The following is a 17,962-nucleotide window of genomic DNA, read 5'->3' as shown; positions in this document are numbered from 1 at the left end:
CGCGGGAATGACAAGGCAGGATCTGGCGTGATGCGGTATCTGATTTGCGGTGTGGCCGCGCTGGCCCTTGCGGCCTGCGAGCCGACGGTTCCCGACAGCGCGGCGGGTGTGCCCGATACCGGGCGCGGCGTGGGCTTCGGCGATTACGACGAATACCGGGCGCAGCGCGAGGCGCAGCTGCGCGGCTCCGGCACCACGGCCACCACCGTGCGCGGCCCGGTCGACGTGCTGACCACCCCGCTGGACTCGAACGACACGCAAGCGGCGCAAACCAGCGCCGAGGCGGATGCGGCCGCGCGCGCCGCGCAGATGAACTCCGGCGACGCGCCGGTCGAGGCGTCGCCCTCGAACCCCGCGCCGCAGATCGTCAGCAATGCCGCCGGCATCTCGGGCGAGAATGATTTCAGCGCCGTCTCGGCACAGCGCGACATCCAGGACGATGCGGCGCTGATCGCGCGCAACCGTGCGCAATACCAGGTGATCCAGCCCACCGACCTGCCGGATCGTCCCGGCACGGATCGGCCGAACATCGTGGAATACGCGCTGCGCACGAACAACCCGGTGGGCTCGCCGCTCTACCGGCGCTCGGGCTTCAATACCGAGGCCAAGTACCAGCGCGCCTGCGCCAGCTTCGCCTCGGCCGACCTTGCGCAGGAAGAGTTCCTGGCCCGGGGCGGCCCCGAGCGCGACCGTCTGGGCATGGATCCCGATGGCGACGGCTTTGCCTGCACCTGGAGCCCGGCCCCCTTCCGCGCCGCCCGCAACGGCTGAGCCATGTCCCGCGCGGCGGCGTGGCACCCGTCCCCCAATTTCGGGCCCCGGCGTGACACGGATGCGCCGGACATGATCGTGCTGCATTACACCGCCATGCGCAGCGCGCCGGACGCGCTGACGCTGCTCTGTGATCCCGCGCGCGAGGTCTCGGCCCATTACCTGATCGGAGCGGATGGCCATCTCTGGCAGATGGTGCGCGAGGCCGACCGGGCCTGGCATGCCGGGGCCGGCAGCTGGGCCGGGGCGCGCGACGTCAATTCCCGCTCCATCGGCATCGAGTTGTCCAATACCGGCGCCACGCCTTTTGCCGCGCCGCAGATGGCGGCGCTGGAGGCGCTGCTGCGTGACCTGATGGCGCGCTGGGCGATCCGGCCCGAGGCGGTGGTGGCGCATTCTGACACCGCCCTTGGCCGCAAGATCGATCCGGGCCCGCGCTTCGACTGGCGCCGGCTGGCGCGGCAGGGCCTGTCGGTCTGGCCCGAACCGGCCGCGCCGGGGCAGTTCCTGCAGGATTGCGGGCGTTTCGGGTATGATTGCGCGGAGGGCGGGGAGGAGGACCTGCTGCACGCGGTCCGCCTGCGCTTTCGCCCCTGGGCCACCGGCCGGCTGGACGACACCGACCGCGCCATCATGGCCGATCTCGCCGCCCGCTACCCGGCCCGGCGGGCCTGAGCGGGCCGCTGTCAAAATGGGCGCTTCCGCGCGCTCTTTCCGCCGCCCGTGGCGCGGTGACGCTCAATCCAGCCGGTAGGGCAGGGTGTCCCGGCGCCCCGGGCTGATCGAGAGGCGCTTTTCCAGCGGCGGGACCGAGCGCTGGTGGCAGCTGGTGCGCTCGCAGATCCGGCAGGAAATGCCGATAGGCTCGAAGGCGGCGGAGCGCGTGAAATCGAGATCGTCGGCATATACCAGCGCCGCGGCGTGGCGCACCTCGCAGCCGATCGAGATCGCGTAGCGCCGCACCGGGGCGCCGAAATGCCCGCCGGTCTTCGAGACGTCGCGCGCGAGGCTGATATAGCGCACCCCGTCCGGCGTCTCGGCCAGCTGGCGCAGGAAGCGGCCCGGCGTTTCGAAGGCGCGGTGCACGTTCCACAAGGGGCAGGCGCCGCCGAACCTGGCGAATTGCAGCCGCGTCGCGGAATGGCGCTTGGTGATCGTGCCGGCCTGGTCGACGCGGACGAAGAAGAAGGGCACGCCCTTGGCCCCGGGGCGTTGCAGGGTCGAGAGACGGTGCGCCACCTGCTCGATCGAGGCGCCGAACCGTGCGGCCAGCAATTCCAGGTCGTGGCGCGTGTCCTGTGCGGCGGCGAGGAAGGCCTTGTAGGGCATCATGGCCGCGCCGGCGAAATAATTGGCCAGCCCCAGCTTGGCGATGGCGCGCGCCTCGTCGGACTGGAAGCGGGCGAGGTCCAGCGTGGCGTCCAGGAGCTGGTTCTGGCGCAGAAGCGCCACCTGCACCAGCAGCTGGAAGGTCTGGGTCTCGACCGGCAGCAGCGAGGAGAGCGTCAGCTCCTGCCGCGCCTCGTCGAAGCTGCGCATGGGCGTGGCCTGGGTGAAGCGCACGGCGATGCCTTTCTGCGACAGCCGCGCGATGGCGGCGGCGCGGATGTCGCCCTCGCCCCCCAGAAGCTGCGCGTAATGCTCGGCCGCGCGATCCACCGCGTCGATGTAATTGTCGCAGTAATGGAAGAAATCGCGCACCTCTTCCCAGGGGGAGGGGCGCAGCTGCGAGCCTTCGCGCCCCAGCGCCTCGTCCAGCGAGGCCAACCGCTCATGCGTCTGGCGATAGGCGCGGTGCAGGGTCAGGAAAGCGCGCGCCAGCGCCGGGGCGTTGGAGGCGGTCAGCCGCAGGTCGGCCAGCTGCGGCGCGGCCTCGCGGAAGATCGGGTCGGCCAGCGCCTCGCGCATGTCGCTGACCAGCCGCTCGGCATCGCCCTGGCCCAGCTCGGTCACGTCGAAGCCGAATTCCTGCGCCAAGGCCAGCACCACCGTGGTCGAGACCGGGCGGTTGTTGTTCTCCATCTGGTTGAGATAGGGCAGCGAGATGCCCAGCTTGGCGGCGAAATCCTTCTGTGTCAGGCCCAGCCGCGTGCGGATGTCGCGCAGCTTGGCGCCGGCATAGAGTTTCTGCGTGGCCATGCTCTGCCTCTTTGCATCTTTGCCAGTAGTGATGCGCAGATTTGCAGAGCCGTCAGGCGACGTCCAGACCGCGCAGGTGTTTCTCGCGCCAGATCACCAGCAGGATCGCCAGGACCGAGGCGACAGAGGTGGCGAACATCAGCCAGAGCAGCGGGTAGGCGCCCGTGCCGGGATGCAGCAGCGCGCCGGCCAGCGCCGAGAGCCCCGCGCCGCCCCCGATCATGATCGCACCGCCCAGCCCGCTGGCCGTGCCGGCCAGGTGCGGACGCACCGACAGCATGCCGGCGGTGGCGTTGGGGATGGTCATGCCGTTGCCCAGCCCCACGAAGCACATGAAGCCGAAGAAGCTGATCACCGTGCCGTGGCCCGCCAGAAAGACCACGACCGAGGTGCCCACGCCGGCGGTCACGATCACGCCGCCCCAGAGCACCATGCGGTTGACCCCGTAGCGTGCCGAGTAGCGCCCGGACAGGTAGTTGCCGAGGAAATAGCCCACGGCCGGGGCGCCGAAGTAGAATCCCAGCTCGGACGGGTCGAGGCCGAACACCTCGGAGCCCACGAAGGGCGCCCCGCCGAGATAGGAAAAGAAGGCGCCCGAAGAGAAGGCGCAGGCCAGCGCGTAGCCCCAGAAGCGCGGGCTGGTGAACAGCTCGGGATATTCGCTGAACTGCTGCTGCAGGCTCAGCCCGCTTTTCTGCGCCGTCTCGCCCAGGTCGCGCCAGCAGAGCCAGAAAATGCCCACCCCGCAGGCGAGCAGCGCCCAGAAATTGGCCTGCCAGCCCAGGATCTCGTCCAGCACACCGCCGATCGCCGGGCCGATCATCGGCACCACCGCCATGCCCATGGTCACGTAGCCGATCATCGAGGCCGCCTTGTCCTGCGAGAACATGTCCCGCACCACCGCGCGGCTGAGCACCATGCCGGTGACGACCACCGCCTGGCTCATGCGGAAGAACAGGAAGGTCCAGACATCGGGTGCGAGGATGCAGCCCAGCGTGGCCACGCAGAACAACCCGACCCCGCCCAGGATCACCGGGCGCCTGCCCAGCTTGTCCGAGATCGGGCCGATGAAGATCTGCAGCACCGCGTTGACGGCGAGGTAGATCGCCACCGACAGCTGCATCAGCCGGTACTCGGTGTCGAAGAACTCGGTCATCTTCGGCAGGCTGGGCAGGAAGATGTTCATCGCCAGCGCGGAGAGGCCGGCGAGAAGAATGAGTGTGACAATATGTGGCGGGGTGGTGCGGTCGAGAAACCGCGCGTGTTGCGGCGAATCCATGGTCAATGCCTAGGCCCGCGGCGCGGGATTGTCCAATACCCGTGGCAGCTTCAACGATCTTTTCAGATTTGCGATTTTCTCGGCGCGTGTTTTTCAAAGTTTGCAAATTTGCGAGGAAATCCTTGAGACATGGGCCATCTCTTGTATTTTCCCGGCGAAACGGAAGAGGGCCCGCGTGATGAAAGACATCCTTCAGGAACTGCATGACCGCCGCGAGAACGCCCGCCTGGGGGGCGGACAGAAACGCATCGACGGCCAGCACGCCAAGGGCAAGCTGACGGCGCGCGAGCGGATCGAGCTGCTGCTCGACGAGGGCAGTTTCGAGGAATACGACACTTTCGTCGCGCATCGCTGCACCGATTTCGGCATGGCCCGGAACCGTCCCTATGGCGACGGGGTGGTGACCGGCTGGGGCACGATCAACGGCCGCATGGTCTACGTGTTCAGCCAGGACTTCACCGTGCTGGGCGGGTCGGTCTCGGCCACCCATGCCCAGAAGATCTGCAAGATCATGGATATGGCGGTGCAGAACGGCGCCCCGGTGATCGGGCTGAACGATTCGGGCGGCGCGCGCATCCAGGAGGGGGTAGACAGCCTTGCCGGTTATGGCGAGGTCTTCCAGCGCAATATCGAGGCCTCGGGCGTGATCCCGCAGATCAGCGTCATCATGGGTCCCTGCGCGGGCGGCGCGGTCTACTCGCCGGCGATGACCGATTTCATCTTCATGGTGAAGGACAGCTCGTACATGTTCGTCACCGGCCCCGACGTGGTGAAGACGGTGACCAATGAACAGGTCACCGCCGAAGAACTGGGCGGGGCGGTCACCCATACCCGCAAGAGCTCGGTCGCCGACGGCGCCTTCGAGAACGATGTCGAGGCGCTGGCCGAGGTGCGCCGGCTGGTCGATTTTCTGCCGCTCAACAACCGCGAGAAGCCGCCGGTGCGGCCCTTCTTCGATGATGTCGACCGGCTCGAGGCCAGCCTCGACACGCTGATCCCCGACAATCCCAACATGCCCTACGACATGAAGGAGCTGATCACCAAGGTCGCGGATGAGGGTGATTTCTACGAGATCCAGGAGGATTTCGCCGGCAACATCATCACCGGTTTCATCCGGCTGGAAGGGCAGACCGTGGGCGTGGTGGCGAACCAGCCGATGGTGCTGGCCGGGGTTCTGGACATCGACAGCAGCCGCAAGGCGGCGCGCTTCGTGCGCTTCTGCGACTGCTTCGAGATCCCGCTTCTGACGCTGGTGGACGTGCCCGGCTTCCTGCCCGGCACCTCGCAGGAATATAACGGCGTCATCAAGCACGGCGCCAAGCTGCTCTTCGCCTATGGCGAGGCGACCGTGCCCAAGGTGACGGTCATCACCCGCAAGGCCTATGGCGGGGCCTATGACGTGATGGCCTCGAAACATCTTCGGGCCGATGTGAACTATGCCTGGCCCACGGCGCAGATCGCGGTGATGGGCGCCAAGGGCGCGGCCGAGATCATCCACCGTGCCGACCTGGGCGATCCCGACAAGATCGCCGCCCATGCCGCGGAATACGAGGACCGTTTCGCCAACCCGTTCATCGCGGCCGAGCGTGGCTTCATCGACGAGGTGATCCAGCCCCGCTCGACGCGCCGTCGCGTGGCGCGCGCCTTCGCCATGCTGCGCAACAAGCGACGCAGCATGCCGTGGAAGAAGCACGACAACATCCCGCTGTGAGCGGCCGGGGGCGGCCCGACGCCGCCCCGTCGCCCCGCGACACGCCCTGTTCCGATCCAAAGACGCGAGCCTGCCCGCGATGAGTCTACCGACCCTGCCTTCCGAGTCCCGGCCGCCGGTCCGGCGCAATGGCTGGCATGTCAGCGCCGATGCCGAGCGCCTGGTGCTGGCGCGCCACTGGCCGCCACGCTTCGACCTGGCCGCCATGAGCGCCTTTCCGCCGGTTCGGCGCGGTCGGCTGGCCCGGCAGGTGCGACAGGATCTCTGGAGGCTTCTGAAGGGCTTGCGCGGGTTTTCCCCCGTGATAGAGATTGCCGCCGCGGAAGGCGGTGTCCGGCTGCAGGCCGGGGGGCGCGTCGACGGCGCGGTGCCCGCCGGGACGGCCGACCGGATCAAGGCGCTTCTGGACGATCCCGCGCATCGCGCCCGGTGGATCGGCTGGGCGCGGGAGCGGACGTGATGCGGCGTCCGACGAGTTCCACCCTGGGTGCGCTCAGGGCTACATGCGCGGCCCCGGCGGGAGGAGCCCGGAAACGGGGTCGGGGCTGCGCTTCAATTCTGTGCATCCTGGGTCTGCTGGCCGCCGCGCCCGAAGCGGGCGGGGCCGAGCCGCTGCCCTCGGGCCTGTCTGCCGAGCTGCACGACGTGCTCGAAGAGGGCACGACCTACCGGTTCCGCTACATCGCCCCCGCGATCGCCGAGGAGGGGGTCGATTTCCTCGCCGTGGCCGGCGACATGGAGGCGCTCTGCACGACGCAGGCGCTGCCCTACCTCGCCCGGCAAGGCCACGATGCCGAACGCGTGGTGATCACCCTGATGCAGGAACCGGTGGATTTCGGCGTAATGTCGCCGGGGGTGACACAGTTCTTCGAAAGCTACGAGGTCCGGGAGGGCCGCTGTATCTGGGAGGCTTTTTGATGGTTGCACAATATCTTGCGGACCGACTCTCATGTGGACAAATATCTGAGGCTTTCGGATCACAGGCTGGACAGAGTGCCGAAGGCACATATCTTTTTCCCCAGCCCTCGGTTATTTTGGCCAACGATTGCACCCAAGCAATCTTTACCTCGAAACGGGGACAGGCAGGGCATGAATGCCTTGTCGGTTTCGTTGAACCTGACAGGAGTGACAGATGTCCAAGAACATCAAGCTGCTTGCCATGCTGGCCGTCGTGGCCGGTGTTGCCGCTTGTGCGCAGCAGGAAGAAGAAGAGTTCGTCGTGGTTGATCCCGAGCCGATCAGCGTCGAGCCCGTCTACACCGGCAAGTACAAGTAAATCACTTTCGGGACGGGCGTTCGCGCCCGTCCCGACTTCCCTGCCTGCGGGCGGGGCGCAAAAGTCTTGCAAGACTTTTGCAAATTCCGTCGACGGAATTTGGCAGCGCGGGGCGGCGCATGTAGCGCAAGGGCCGGAGGCACGGCCATGCTGAAACATCGCGGCTTTCCCGGACGTCTGCCCGGCACGGATTACCAGTTCACCATTCGCAGGGCCAACCCGCGCGGCGTCACGCCGTTGACGCGGCGCGAGCGCTACCGTGACCGGCGCCCGGCCGACAAGCGCGCCGACACCGCCTTCCTGGCGGCGCTCTGGCAGCATTTCGGCGACCAGCCCTTCGAGCGCGGCAATCTGGATGCCGGCCGGCTGGGCTGGCTGCTGGGCCGCGAGGTGCTGCCCTATGACGACCCGTTCGATCCCGAAAGCTACGAGGCCCTCCTGGTGATCGACGAGGCCGCCGCCCGTGCGGCCTTCCCCGAGGCCTTTGTCGAGGGGGAGGATTGGGCATGATCCTGCCGCCCGGGACCGGATTTGCGCAAGGCCCTGCCGATGGCGCGCCGGATGCAACCATAGGCTTTGCGCTGGCGCGCGACTCGGTCAGTGTCGAGGCGGGTTCCCTATGGCGCCGCTCTGGTGCGCCGCGTTCCCGACGCAACCCACCCCTGTCGGGGCGGTGCGGCCAGTCCCCGGGCCGACCGCCCCACCTTTTTCCGTCATCCCGAAATCGCCTTGTCTGCCAAGGGTTTGCCGGACCCGTGCCGCATCCGCAAAAAGGCTGGCGCGGTCAGGGGGAAATATGGTCATGTGGTCCCACGGCAGTCACAGTCATTGAGGAGGGACCAACATGCCCACACACCGCATGGTTGCGGGGGCGGTTGCTTGCCTGGCGCTGGCATCCTGTGGCGACAATCTGGCCGAGCAGGCCGTCTTCGGCGCCGCGGCGGGCGGCGTCGCGGCGGAAACCGTCGACCGCGATGTCGTCACCGGCGCCGCGGTTGGGGCCGCGGCCAACATCGCCTATTGCCGGCGCTGGCCCGCGCGCTGCTGAGCGCCGCGCCGCACCACGTCACATCGCAGTGCAGACCGTTCGGGCCGCCGGCCCGGGCGGTCTTTTCTTTTGCCGCACCGGCGCAGGCCGCGCCGGGCGCCGGACCGGGACACCAAGAAAGGGACAGACATGTTCGACAAGATCCTGATCGCCAACCGGGGCGAGATCGCCTGCCGGGTCATCAAGACCGCCCGGCGCATGGGCATCCAGACGGTCGCGATCTACTCGGATGCCGACCGCCATGCGCTGCACGTCGAGATGGCCGACGAGGCGCTGCATATCGGCCCGCCGCCGGCCAACCAGTCCTATATCGTGATCGACAAGGTCATGGAGGCGATCCGCGCCTCGGGCGCGCAGGCGGTGCATCCGGGCTATGGTTTCCTGTCGGAGAACCCCAAATTCGCCGAGGCGCTCGAGGCCGCCGGCGTCGCCTTCATCGGCCCGCCCAAGGGCGCGATCGAGGCGATGGGCGACAAGATCACCTCGAAGAAGATCGCGCAGGAGGCCGGTGTCTCGACCGTGCCGGGCTACATGGGGCTGATCGAGGATGCCGAGGAGGCGGTGCGCATCTCGACCGAGATCGGCTACCCGGTGATGATCAAGGCCTCGGCCGGGGGCGGCGGCAAGGGCATGCGCATCGCGTGGAGTGATGCCGAGGCGCGCGAGGGCTTCCAGTCGTCCAAGAACGAGGCGGCCAGCTCCTTCGGGGATGACCGGATCTTCATCGAGAAGTTCGTCACCCAGCCGCGCCATATCGAGATCCAGGTGCTCTGCGACACGCATGGCAACGGCATCTACCTGCACGAGCGGGAATGCTCGATCCAGCGGCGCAACCAGAAGGTGGTCGAAGAGGCGCCGTCGCCCTTCCTCGACCCCGAGACGCGCCGCGCCATGGGCGAGCAGGCCGTCGCGCTGGCCAAGGCGGTCGGCTATGCCAGCGCCGGCACGGTGGAGTTCATCGTCGATGGCGACAAGAACTTCTACTTTCTCGAGATGAACACCCGCCTGCAGGTGGAGCACCCGGTGACCGAGCTGATCACCGGCGTGGATCTTGTCGAGCAGATGATCCGCGTCGCCAATGGCGAGGCGCTGACGCTGCGGCAGGAGGATCTGACGATCAATGGCTGGGCGATCGAGAACCGGCTTTACGCCGAGGATCCCTATCGCGGCTTCCTGCCCTCGATCGGGCGGCTGACCCGCTATCGCCCGCCGGCCGAGGGCACGCTGGGCGCGGGCACGGTGCGCAATGATACCGGCGTCTACGAGGGCGGCGAGATCAGCATGTATTACGACCCGATGATCGCCAAGCTCTGCACCTGGGGCGAGACGCGCGCGGCCGCGATCGAGACCATGCGCAATGCGCTGGACAGTTTCGAGGTCGAGGGGATCGGGCATAACCTGCCCTTCGTCGCCGCGGTGATGGATCATCCGAAATTCGTCTCGGGCGACATGACCACCGCCTTCATCGCCGAGGAATATCCCGAGGGGTTCGAGGGCGTGACCCTGGCCGAGCCCGAGCTGAAGCGCATCGCCGCCGCCGCCGCCGCGATGAACCGGGTGGCCGAGATCCGGCGGGCGCGTATCTCGGGCACGCTCAACAACCACGAGCGTCACGTCGGCGATGAGTGGTGCGTGTCGCTGCAGGGGCAGGATTTCGAGATGGGCATCGCGGCCGATCACGACGGGTCGACCATCCGCTTCGCCGATGGCGCCACGCATAGGGTCGAGGGCGACTGGACGCCCGGCGACAGCCTCGCGCGGATGACGGTGGATGGCGCGCCGCTGGTGCTGAAGGTCGACAAGATCACCCACGGTTTCCGCATCCGCAGCCGCGGCGCCGATTTGCGCGTGCATGTGCGCACCCCCCGGCAGGCCGAGCTGGCGCGGCGCATGCCCGAGAAACAGCCGCCCGACACGTCCAAGATGCTGCTCTGCCCGATGCCCGGGCTGATTGTGAAGATCGACGTGGCCGAGGGCGACGAGGTGCAGGAGGGCCAAGCGCTCTGCACCGTCGAGGCGATGAAGATGGAGAACATCCTGCGCGCCGAGCGCAAGGGCACCGTGGCGCGGATCAATGCCGGGGCGGGCGACAGCCTGGCCGTGGATGACGTGATCATGGAATTCGAATGATGGCCACCGCCGCCCGCATATGGGGGATGCACAGCCTGGCGACGCTTGCCGGGCTGGGTGTCGCCGGGGCGGCGGTGCTGCTGATGCGCGTGCTGATCCCCGATGACCTGGCCTGGCCCGAGGGGGTCGGCTGGGCGGTGGCGGCCGTCTTTCTCGCCGGCGTGGCGGGGTTCTTGGGCTATTTTGCCGTGATCTCGCGCGCCCTCGGCCTGCGCCCGGGGCTGCGCGGCTGGTTGGTCTGCCTCGGCCTGTCGGTGCTGGTCGTGGTCCTGTGGTTCTGGGCCGCCGTGGCGGGGCTGATCGCGCCCGGACCCGGCGCGCTGGCCGCACTGGCGCTGCTCTTTGTCCTCGGCGGCCTGGCCTGGAGCCGGCACGCGAAGGAGGCGGGGTGATGCAGCGACTCCCTGAAACCTCCTGTTCAGGATTTGCGCCTAGCTTGAGTGCCGGTACCGCGGCAGAGGCAGGGCATGGCACGGCGCAGCGCGATAGTCGGATTGATCCTGCTGCTGGCGGGCTGCGCGCTGGATCGCGAGGATGCGGTGCGCGAGGAGCTGCGCCGCTGGCTGCTCTTGGCCGAGACGCGGCATTTCACCTCGAAACCCAGCTGTACGGCGGCGGTGTTCGCGCTGGTCTCGGCCAGCGTGAAGATGGCGGGCGGGCCGCGGCGGGTGCGCAACTTCACCGAGGCGCGGCTGCTGATCGGGCAGGGGCGGGCGGTGCTCTTCGACATGCCGGGGCGCAGCCCCAGCGAGATCAGCTCGGGGTTGATGGCGCGCGACCTGGCCGCCGGGCTGGGCCTTCTGTCCAGCGGGGTGGGCCCGTCGCTGGCCTGCATGGAGCAGGATGCGATACGGGCCGGGTTTCACGCGGTGCTGACCTCGCCGCAGGCGGTGACGATCTACGATCCGCCCAACAATGCGCTGATCCTCGTCGACCCGACGCGCCGTCTGGCGCTGTTCCTGCGCGGCAACGTCTAGGTCACTGGCGCAGCGCCTCGCGCCGGTCGCGGATCTCCTGCTGGCGCAGCGGCAGCTTGTCGATCGAGCGCGAGATCTCGCGCACGTCCCAGGGTGCGGGCTTGCGGATCACGACCGTGCCGTCCTTGGCGAGCACGGCCAGCATGAAGCCGCGCGGCCGAAGCGCGCGCCGGACCGAGCTGCGTGCCGAGGGATCGGTGTCGGTGATCACCACCACGTCGCGATCGGTCAGCGCATCGGGCCGGTCAGTGATCAGGTTGATCTGCTCGACATATCTCGGATCGGCCGGGCTGTCGGCGAAGACCACGACGGGCCGCTTCAGCCAGAGGAACTCGTCCAGATCGACCTCTTCGGCGGGGCGGATCAGCTCGGTCGGGTCCGCCGTCTCGGCGCCCTGCGCGGCGCCCACGCTGGCCATCGCGACCAGTCCTGCGGCGCCCAGTAGTCGAAAAATCATGCTCATGGGACAAGATATAAGTCCCGCGCGCAGGCCTGCACAGTGTCAGCCGGTCGCGGGCGGGAAATATTTCGCCCTTAACGTCACGCTCACCCCGTCTCGCGCATGCTGCGGCCCATCTGACACTTCCCGGGCGCCGCGCGCACCCGGGCCCGGACGGGCGGGGCCGCATATGGACATCATTCTTCACCTCGGGGCGCATCGCACGGGCTCCACCAGTTTCCAGGCCTATCTGCGCGCGCATCGCGCGGTGATCGACGGGCAGGGCGCGGGGTTCTGGGGCCCGCGGCGCACAAGGACCGGGCTGCTGCACGGGCTGTCCGGGCCGCCCGCGACAGCGGCACAGGCGCGCCGCGCGCGCGGCCGGGTGCAGCTGAACCTGGCCGCCGCGCGCCGGCAGGGGGTGGGCACGCTGATCGTCAGCGACGAGAACCTGATCGGCTCGACCCGGGGCAACCTGCGGGCCCGCACGCTCTATCCCGATATCGGCGAACGCATGGCCCGGCTGCACGCGGCCTTTGCCCCGGTCACCCGCATCGTCTTGCAGATCCGCTCGCCCGAGACATGGTGGGCCTCGGCGCTGTCCTTCCTCGTGGCCCGCGGCGAGGCGGTGCCCCCGGCGCAGGTGCTGGACCGGATCGCCGGAAGCCCGCGCAGCTGGCGCCACGTGATCGCGGATCTGGCCTGCGCCTGCCCGGGGGCCGAGCTGCGCATCACCCCGTTCGAACGCTTTGCCGACCATCCGCACCGGCTGCTGCGCGCCATGGGCGAGACGCTGCAGGCCCCCGATTGCGCGCCGGGCGCCTTCTGGGCAAATCGCCGTCCCGACTTGGCCGCGCTGCGCGCCTGCCTGGCCGAGCGGGGCAGCCCGACCGAGGCGCTGCCTGACGGGGCGGGCCGCTGGCAGCCCTTCGATGCGGGCCAGTCTGCCCGCCTGCGCGAGGCCTATGCCGACGACTTGTTCTGGCTGCGCGCCGGGGCGGATGGTCTTGCCATACTGACCGAGGATCCCGAGCCCGAGAGACCGGCCTTCAGGCTGGCGGCGGCTCTGCAAGAGAGAGGACACGCATATGAGCGATCTGCCCGACGACTGGCGCCAAACGGCTGAGAAGGAACTGCGCGGCCGCCCGCTGGAGGATTTGACCTGGAAGACCCTCGAGGGCATCGAGGTCAAGCCGCTCTATACCGAGGCCGATCTCGAGGGGCTGCCGCATCTGGGCAGCCTGCCGGGGTCCGAACCCTTCACCCGCGGGGTCAAGGCCACCATGTATGCCGGCCGGCCCTGGACCATCCGGCAATATGCCGGCTTCTCCACGGCGGAGGAATCGAACGCCTTCTATCGCAAGGCGCTGGCGGCGGGGCAGCAGGGCGTGTCGGTCGCCTTCGATCTGGCCACCCATCGCGGCTATGACAGCGACCACCCGCGCGTGGTGGGCGACGTCGGCAAGGCGGGCGTCGCGATCGATTCGGTCGAGGACATGAAGATCCTCTTCGACGGCATCCCGCTGGACCAGGTCAGCGTCTCGATGACCATGAACGGCGCGGTGATCCCCGTGCTGGCCAGCTTCATCGTCACGGGCGAGGAACAGGGCCATGACCGCGCCATCCTGTCGGGGACCATCCAGAACGACATCCTCAAGGAGTTCATGGTCCGCAACACCTATATCTACCCGCCGGCGCCCTCGATGCGGATCATCTCGGACATCATCGAGTACACCTCGAACGAGATGCCGCGCTTCAACTCGATCTCGATCTCGGGCTACCACATGCAGGAGGCCGGCGCGAACCTCGTGCAGGAGCTGGCCTTCACCCTGGCCGACGGCAAGGAATACGTGAAGACCGCCATGGAGGCGGGGATGGACGTGGACAAGTTCGCCGGCCGGCTGAGCTTCTTCTTCGCCATCGGCAAGAACTTCTTCATGGAGGTGGCCAAGCTGCGTGCGGCACGCATGCTCTGGCACCGGATCATGACCGAGCTGGGTGCGAAGAACCCGCGCTCCAAGATGCTGCGCACCCATTGCCAGACTTCGGGTGTCAGCCTGGCCGAGCAGGATCCCTACAACAACGTGATCCGCACCGCCTACGAGGCCATGTCGGCGGTGCTGGGCGGCACGCAAAGCCTGCACACCAACGCGCTGGACGAGGCCATCGCCCTGCCGACCGAGTTCAGCGCAAGGATCGCACGCAACACCCAGCTGGTGCTACAGGAAGAGACCGGCGTGACCAAGGTCGTCGATCCGCTGGCCGGCTCCTACTACGTGGAGAAGCTGACCCATGACCTGGCCGAGGCGGCCTGGCAGCTGATCGAGGAGGTCGACGAGATGGGCGGCATGACCCGGGCGGTGGAATCCGGCATGCCCAAGCTGCGCATCGAGGAGACCGCCGCCCGCCGCCAGGCCGATATCGACCGCGGCGACGACGTGATCGTGGGCGTGAACAAGTACCGGCGCGAGAAGGAGGACGATCTCGACATCCTCGATATCGACAATGCCAAGGTGCGCGAGGGGCAGGTGGCGGCGCTGGAGCGGATCCGCGCCAACCGCGACCAGGGCGCCTGCGACGCGGCGCTGGCAGAGCTTGAGCGCCGCGCGCGCGAGGGCGGCAATCTGCTCGAGGCGGCAGTCGAGGCCGCACGGGCAAGGGCAAGCGTTGGAGAGATCAGCATGGCCATGGAAAAGGTGTTCGGGCGCCACCGCGCCGAGGTGAAGACGCTGGCCGGGGTCTACGGCGCGGCCTATGAGGGCGACGAGGGCTTTGCCGCCATCCAGAAGGCGGTCGAGCAGTTCGCCGAGGACGAGGGGCGCCGCCCGCGCATGCTGGTGGTCAAGATGGGGCAGGACGGCCATGACCGCGGCGCCAAGGTGATCGCCACCGCCTTTGCCGATATCGGCTTCGATGTCGATGTGGGCCCGCTCTTCCAGACCCCGGAAGAGGCGGCGCAGGACGCGATCGACAACGACGTGCACGTGATCGGCATCTCGAGCCAGGCGGCGGGCCACAAGACGCTGGCGCCGCAGCTGATCGAGGCGCTGAAGGCGGCGGGCGCGGGCGATATCCTGGTGATCTGCGGCGGGGTGATCCCGCAGCAGGATTACGAGTTCCTGCGCAAGGCCGGGGTCAAGGCGATCTTCGGGCCGGGCACCAACATCCCCGAGGCCGCGCAGGACATTCTGCGGCTGATCCGCGACACCCGCGACGCGGCGGCCTGAGGTTTCGGATCGCTTGCGCGATCCGACCGGCGCGCGCCCTGCGGGCGCGCGTTTTCGAGTATTTGTGGAAAGATGAAAGGGCCGGTGCGGCCGGGTCTGGAGGGGGCGATGCTGGAGCTGGATCACGTGGCGGTGCTGGGCGAGACGCTGCAGGCCGCCGTGGGGCACGTGGAAGGCGTGCTGGGCTGCGCCATGGGGCCGGGCGGGGCGCATGCGCGGTTCGGCACGCATAACCGGCTGATCGGGTTGGCGCCGGAGCTGTACCTGGAAGCCATCGCGGTGGATCCCGCGGCCTCGCCGCCCGGCGATGCGCGCTGGTTCGGGCTGGACCGGTTCCGCGGGGCGCCGCGGCTTGACAAGTGGATCGCGCGCGTGCCGGACATGGACGCCGCGCTCGACGCCTTCCCCGAGGCCGGGCGCAAGGTGGCGCTGTCGCGCGGTGACCTGCACTGGGAGATGGCGGTGCCCGAAGACGGGCAGCTGCCCTTTGACGGGCTGTTCCCGGCGCTGATCTGCTGGAAGAGCCCCGTGCCGCCGGGCCGGCGGCTGGCGGCGGAGGGGCGTGCGTTGCGCCGGCTGGTCGTCTCGCACCCGCGGGCGGAGGCGCTTGCCGCGCGGCTTTGCCCCCACCTGTCGGCGCCCCTGGTGGCGTTCGAGACGGGGCCGGCGGGGCTTGTCGCCGAGATCGCGACGGGGCAGGGCGTGGTGCGGCTGGGCTGAGCTGCTCACGCCTGCGTCACGTGCGCGCAATTTCGCGCGCGCGCGGCGTGCCGGGCCATTCCGCGGCCTGACACGGGCGCGCGGCGGGGGTAGAGTGAAGCCATGTCGATCTGGTCCCGCATCACGACCGCGCTGCAGAGCCTTGCCAAGGGCGAGGGGCTGGGTGCCGTCTTCGAGAAGCTGCGCACGCCGCCCGAGCGGACCGTGGCCTTTACTATCGCGGTGATCGCCCTGTCGGCCAAGATGGCCAAGGCCGACGGGCTGGTGACGCGGGACGAGGTGACGGCCTTTCGCGAGGTGTTCCATATCGCGCCCGAGGATGAGCCCGGGGCGGCGCGGGTCTTCAACCTCGCCCGGCAGGACGTGGCGGGGTTCGAGGATTATGCGCGGCGCATCGCGGCGATGTTCGGCGCGGGTTCGGGCACGCTCAGCGACCTGATGGAGGGGCTGTTCCACATCGCGCTGGCCGACGGATCCTACCACCCGGCCGAGGATGCCTTCCTGTCGCGGGTCTCGGCGATCTTCGGTCTGGACGAGGCGGCGTTTCGCAGCCTGCGCGCCCGCTTCGTGCAGGATGCGCCGCGCGACCCCTACGCGGTGCTGGGCGTGTCGCCCGACACGCCCTTGCCCGAGATCAAGAGCGTCTGGCGGCGGCTGGTGCGCGAGAGCCATCCCGACGTGATGATCGCGCGCGGCGTGCCGCAGGAGGCGATCAAGATGTCCGAGAAGCGGCTGCAGGACATCAACCGCGCCTGGAAGGAGATCTCGGCGCGTGAAACCGCCTGATCGGGGGCGCGGGGCGCATGCGCCTGGCCACCTATAACGTCGAATGGTTCGATGCGCTCTTCGACGACAAGGGCCGGTTACTGGCCGATGACGGCTGGTCGGCGCGCCATGACGTGACCCGCGCCGCGCAGGCCGAGGCGCTGGGGATCGTCTTCACCGCCATGGATGCAGATGCGGTGATGGTGATCGAGGCGCCCGACACGAATTCGCGGCGCAGCACGACCCGCGCGCTGACGCGCTTTGCCGAGGCGTTCGACCTGCGCACACGCGAGGTCATCACCGGCTTTGCCAATGACACGCAGCAGGAGATCGCGCTGGTCTATGACCCGGCGGTGCTGCGCGTGCGCCATGATCCGCGCGGCGATGACGAGGGACGGGCGCCGCGTTTCGACGGCATCTTCCGGATCGACCTGGATATCGACGCGACCGAGGACAGCGTCGTCTTTTCCAAGCCGCCGCTGGAGCTGGCGGCGGTCACCGCGGGCGGGCAGGCGCTGCGCCTGATCGGGGCGCATCTGAAATCCAAGGCACCGCACGGGGCGCGGTCGCGCGACGAGATCATGCGCCTGGCCATCGCCAACCGGCGCAAGCAGCTGGCGCAGGCGGTCTGGCTGCGCCGCCGGGTCGAGGCGCATCTGGCCGAAGGCGAGAGCGTGATCGTGATGGGCGACCTCAATGACGGTCCCGGGCTGGACGAATACGAGAACCTGTTCGGGCGCAGCTCGGTCGAGATCGTGCTGGGCGATGGCGGCCCGCCGCTTTATGACCCGCATGCGGCCGAGGCGCTGGAGCGGCGGATCGGGCCGCAACCCAGCACCGCGCGCTTCTACCTGGGTGACGAGGATCGCTACCTGCAGGCGCTGCTGGATTACATCATGGTCTCGGCCGATCTGCGGGCGCTGTCGCCGCGCTGGCGGATCTGGCACCCGTTCGACAACCCGCGCTGCTGGCAGGTGCCGGAGCTGCGCGCGGCGCTGCTGACCGCGTCGGACCATTTTCCGGTGACGCTGGATATCGACCTCTAGCGCCGCGCAAAGCCGGTCGCGCGCCATTGAAAGCGGCGGGGGACCGCCCATATCGAGCGCATGAGACAGATTGCAGCACCTTTTCTGGCCCTGTCCCTTCTGGCCGCGCCCGTCCAGGCGCAGGAAGAGGGCAACGGGCTGACCCTGATGGAGGAAGGCGCGCGCCTTTTCCTGCGGGGATTGATGGACGAGACCGACGAGGCGATCGGCGGTCTGCAGGACATGGCCCGCGAGATCGAGCCGTTCCTGAACGAGTTCGCGCAAGAGATGGGTCCGGCCCTGCGCGACCTTGCCGACAAGGTCGAGGACTGGTCGGCCTATCACCCGCCCGAGATGCTGCCCAATGGCGACATCATCCTGCGGCGCAAGGTGGAGGAGGGCGGCGAGGACACGCCCGAGGCCAATCCCGACGGCACCACGGATCTCTGAGCGGG

Annotated in this window: 20 protein-coding genes; 17 read left to right on the top strand and 3 right to left on the bottom strand. The window is 68.5% G+C overall.

What is annotated here, in order from left to right; translation table 11 throughout:
- Positions 1-30 precede the first annotated feature (30 nt).
- Positions 31-771: a hypothetical protein gene (locus tag AVJ23_RS05565; protein WP_058861161.1), complete on the top strand. Its 741-nt coding sequence runs from the start codon at positions 31-33 to the stop codon at positions 769-771.
- 3 nt (positions 772-774) lie between these two features.
- Positions 775-1,446 carry an N-acetylmuramoyl-L-alanine amidase gene (locus AVJ23_RS05560; protein WP_058861160.1) on the top strand — a complete coding sequence of 224 codons (672 nt, stop codon included), beginning with the start codon at positions 775-777 and terminating at the stop codon, positions 1,444-1,446.
- Positions 1,447-1,509: 63 nt separating this feature from the next.
- On the opposite strand, the gene AVJ23_RS05555 is transcribed toward AVJ23_RS05560, so the two are convergent.
- Together AVJ23_RS05555 and AVJ23_RS05550 are read right to left on the bottom strand one after the other, a co-directional pair.
- Positions 1,510-2,910 carry a helix-turn-helix domain-containing protein gene (locus AVJ23_RS05555; protein ID WP_058861159.1) on the bottom strand — a complete coding sequence of 467 codons (1,401 nt, stop codon included), beginning with the start codon at positions 2,908-2,910 and terminating at the stop codon, positions 1,510-1,512.
- A gap of 52 nt (positions 2,911-2,962) precedes the next feature.
- Complete coding sequence (locus AVJ23_RS05550) at positions 2,963-4,189, bottom strand: multidrug effflux MFS transporter (protein ID WP_058861158.1); 1,227 nt, start codon at positions 4,187-4,189, stop codon at positions 2,963-2,965.
- 178 nt (positions 4,190-4,367) lie between these two features.
- Between AVJ23_RS05550 and AVJ23_RS05545 the strand changes: the two genes are divergently transcribed.
- From AVJ23_RS05545 to AVJ23_RS05510, 9 genes are all read left to right on the top strand, one after another.
- Positions 4,368-5,900 (top strand): acyl-CoA carboxylase subunit beta, encoded by a 1,533-nt coding sequence (locus tag AVJ23_RS05545; RefSeq protein WP_058861157.1) that lies wholly within the window; start codon positions 4,368-4,370, stop codon positions 5,898-5,900.
- A 79-nt stretch (positions 5,901-5,979) separates the two neighbouring features.
- The gene (locus AVJ23_RS05540; protein ID WP_058861156.1) at positions 5,980-6,360 is read left to right on the top strand and encodes a hypothetical protein; all 381 of its coding nucleotides are present in this window, start codon (positions 5,980-5,982) and stop codon (positions 6,358-6,360) included.
- Complete coding sequence (locus tag AVJ23_RS05535; protein ID WP_240484534.1) at positions 6,360-6,818, top strand: DUF6497 family protein; 459 nt, start codon at positions 6,360-6,362, stop codon at positions 6,816-6,818. Before AVJ23_RS05540 ends, AVJ23_RS05535 begins: the two co-directional genes overlap by 1 nt.
- 214 nt (positions 6,819-7,032) lie before the next feature.
- A complete protein-coding gene (locus AVJ23_RS23070; protein WP_169795926.1) occupies positions 7,033-7,176 on the top strand; it encodes a hypothetical protein in 144 nt (47 codons plus the stop codon).
- Positions 7,177-7,323: 147 nt separating this feature from the next.
- The gene (locus tag AVJ23_RS05530) at positions 7,324-7,686 is read left to right on the top strand and encodes a hypothetical protein (RefSeq protein WP_058861154.1); all 363 of its coding nucleotides are present in this window, start codon (positions 7,324-7,326) and stop codon (positions 7,684-7,686) included.
- Positions 7,687-8,020: 334 nt separating this feature from the next.
- Positions 8,021-8,224, top strand: coding sequence for a hypothetical protein (locus tag AVJ23_RS05525; RefSeq protein WP_058861153.1), 204 nt, complete (start codon positions 8,021-8,023; stop codon positions 8,222-8,224).
- Positions 8,225-8,353: 129 nt separating this feature from the next.
- The gene (locus AVJ23_RS05520; RefSeq protein WP_058861152.1) at positions 8,354-10,354 is read left to right on the top strand and encodes an acetyl-CoA carboxylase biotin carboxylase subunit; all 2,001 of its coding nucleotides are present in this window, start codon (positions 8,354-8,356) and stop codon (positions 10,352-10,354) included.
- Between the two features lie 26 nt (positions 10,355-10,380).
- Positions 10,381-10,746, top strand: a complete 366-nt coding sequence (locus tag AVJ23_RS05515; RefSeq protein ID WP_058861151.1) for a hypothetical protein — start codon at positions 10,381-10,383, stop codon at positions 10,744-10,746.
- Between the two features lie 75 nt (positions 10,747-10,821).
- On the top strand, positions 10,822-11,331 hold the full coding sequence (locus AVJ23_RS05510; RefSeq protein ID WP_157772619.1) for a hypothetical protein: 510 nt from the start codon (positions 10,822-10,824) through the stop codon (positions 11,329-11,331).
- Position 11,332: 1 nt separating this feature from the next.
- Here AVJ23_RS05510 and AVJ23_RS05505 read toward each other — a convergent pair whose 3' ends face one another.
- Positions 11,333-11,794, bottom strand: a complete 462-nt coding sequence (locus AVJ23_RS05505; RefSeq protein WP_058861149.1) for a DUF4174 domain-containing protein — start codon at positions 11,792-11,794, stop codon at positions 11,333-11,335.
- A 166-nt stretch (positions 11,795-11,960) separates the two neighbouring features.
- Here AVJ23_RS05505 and AVJ23_RS05500 point away from each other — a divergent pair, with 166 nt between their 5' ends.
- The 6 genes from AVJ23_RS05500 (at position 11,961) to AVJ23_RS05475 (ending at position 17,957) form a co-directional block, all read left to right on the top strand.
- Positions 11,961-12,896 carry a hypothetical protein gene (locus tag AVJ23_RS05500; protein WP_058861148.1) on the top strand — a complete coding sequence of 312 codons (936 nt, stop codon included), beginning with the start codon at positions 11,961-11,963 and terminating at the stop codon, positions 12,894-12,896.
- Positions 12,859-14,997 carry a methylmalonyl-CoA mutase gene (scpA, locus tag AVJ23_RS05495; protein WP_058861147.1) on the top strand — a complete coding sequence of 713 codons (2,139 nt, stop codon included), beginning with the start codon at positions 12,859-12,861 and terminating at the stop codon, positions 14,995-14,997. Before AVJ23_RS05500 ends, scpA begins: the two co-directional genes overlap by 38 nt.
- A gap of 72 nt (positions 14,998-15,069) precedes the next feature.
- The gene (locus AVJ23_RS05490) at positions 15,070-15,717 is read left to right on the top strand and encodes a VOC family protein (protein ID WP_240484532.1); all 648 of its coding nucleotides are present in this window, start codon (positions 15,070-15,072) and stop codon (positions 15,715-15,717) included.
- Positions 15,718-15,819: 102 nt separating this feature from the next.
- Positions 15,820-16,503, top strand: a complete 684-nt coding sequence (locus tag AVJ23_RS05485) for a molecular chaperone DjiA (RefSeq protein ID WP_058861145.1) — start codon at positions 15,820-15,822, stop codon at positions 16,501-16,503.
- A gap of 17 nt (positions 16,504-16,520) precedes the next feature.
- Positions 16,521-17,528 (top strand): endonuclease/exonuclease/phosphatase family protein, encoded by a 1,008-nt coding sequence (locus tag AVJ23_RS05480; RefSeq protein WP_058861144.1) that lies wholly within the window; start codon positions 16,521-16,523, stop codon positions 17,526-17,528.
- A gap of 60 nt (positions 17,529-17,588) precedes the next feature.
- Entirely contained in the window at positions 17,589-17,957 is a 369-nt protein-coding gene (locus AVJ23_RS05475) for a hypothetical protein (protein WP_058861143.1), read from the top strand.
- The last annotated feature ends 5 nt before the right edge of the window (positions 17,958-17,962 follow it).

It is taken from the genome of Pseudoponticoccus marisrubri (assembly GCF_001482405.1).
In the GTDB taxonomy this organism is placed as follows: domain Bacteria; phylum Pseudomonadota; class Alphaproteobacteria; order Rhodobacterales; family Rhodobacteraceae; genus Pseudoponticoccus; species Pseudoponticoccus marisrubri.
Note: the sequence above shows the minus strand (reverse complement) of the source record. Positions and strands in the feature narration are given on the sequence as shown.

What these genes read in the sequence shown, in the direction of transcription:
- AVJ23_RS05530 (WP_058861154.1), top strand. Translation starts at nt 7,324, where the DNA reads ATGCTGAAACATCGCGGCTTTCCCGGACGTCTGCCCGGCACGGATTAC.
- AVJ23_RS05520 (WP_058861152.1), top strand. Translation starts at nt 8,354, where the DNA reads ATGTTCGACAAGATCCTGATCGCCAACCGGGGCGAGATCGCCTGCCGG.
- AVJ23_RS05565 (WP_058861161.1), top strand. Translation starts at nt 31, where the DNA reads ATGCGGTATCTGATTTGCGGTGTGGCCGCGCTGGCCCTTGCGGCCTGC.
- AVJ23_RS05485 (WP_058861145.1), top strand. Translation starts at nt 15,820, where the DNA reads ATGTCGATCTGGTCCCGCATCACGACCGCGCTGCAGAGCCTTGCCAAG.
- AVJ23_RS23070 (WP_169795926.1), top strand. Translation starts at nt 7,033, where the DNA reads ATGTCCAAGAACATCAAGCTGCTTGCCATGCTGGCCGTCGTGGCCGGT.
- AVJ23_RS05555 (WP_058861159.1), bottom strand. Translation starts at nt 2,910, where the DNA reads ATGGCCACGCAGAAACTCTATGCCGGCGCCAAGCTGCGCGACATCCGC.
- AVJ23_RS05560 (WP_058861160.1), top strand. Translation starts at nt 775, where the DNA reads ATGTCCCGCGCGGCGGCGTGGCACCCGTCCCCCAATTTCGGGCCCCGG.
- AVJ23_RS05550 (WP_058861158.1), bottom strand. Translation starts at nt 4,189, where the DNA reads ATGGATTCGCCGCAACACGCGCGGTTTCTCGACCGCACCACCCCGCCA.
- AVJ23_RS05540 (WP_058861156.1), top strand. Translation starts at nt 5,980, where the DNA reads ATGAGTCTACCGACCCTGCCTTCCGAGTCCCGGCCGCCGGTCCGGCGC.
- scpA (WP_058861147.1), top strand. Translation starts at nt 12,859, where the DNA reads ATGAGCGATCTGCCCGACGACTGGCGCCAAACGGCTGAGAAGGAACTG.
- AVJ23_RS05525 (WP_058861153.1), top strand. Translation starts at nt 8,021, where the DNA reads ATGCCCACACACCGCATGGTTGCGGGGGCGGTTGCTTGCCTGGCGCTG.
- AVJ23_RS05480 (WP_058861144.1), top strand. Translation starts at nt 16,521, where the DNA reads ATGCGCCTGGCCACCTATAACGTCGAATGGTTCGATGCGCTCTTCGAC.
- AVJ23_RS05475 (WP_058861143.1), top strand. Translation starts at nt 17,589, where the DNA reads ATGAGACAGATTGCAGCACCTTTTCTGGCCCTGTCCCTTCTGGCCGCG.
- AVJ23_RS05510 (WP_157772619.1), top strand. Translation starts at nt 10,822, where the DNA reads ATGGCACGGCGCAGCGCGATAGTCGGATTGATCCTGCTGCTGGCGGGC.
- AVJ23_RS05545 (WP_058861157.1), top strand. Translation starts at nt 4,368, where the DNA reads ATGAAAGACATCCTTCAGGAACTGCATGACCGCCGCGAGAACGCCCGC.
- AVJ23_RS05505 (WP_058861149.1), bottom strand. Translation starts at nt 11,794, where the DNA reads ATGAGCATGATTTTTCGACTACTGGGCGCCGCAGGACTGGTCGCGATG.
- AVJ23_RS05535 (WP_240484534.1), top strand. Translation starts at nt 6,360, where the DNA reads ATGCGGCGTCCGACGAGTTCCACCCTGGGTGCGCTCAGGGCTACATGC.
- AVJ23_RS05515 (WP_058861151.1), top strand. Translation starts at nt 10,381, where the DNA reads ATGCACAGCCTGGCGACGCTTGCCGGGCTGGGTGTCGCCGGGGCGGCG.
- AVJ23_RS05500 (WP_058861148.1), top strand. Translation starts at nt 11,961, where the DNA reads ATGGACATCATTCTTCACCTCGGGGCGCATCGCACGGGCTCCACCAGT.
- AVJ23_RS05490 (WP_240484532.1), top strand. Translation starts at nt 15,070, where the DNA reads ATGAAAGGGCCGGTGCGGCCGGGTCTGGAGGGGGCGATGCTGGAGCTG.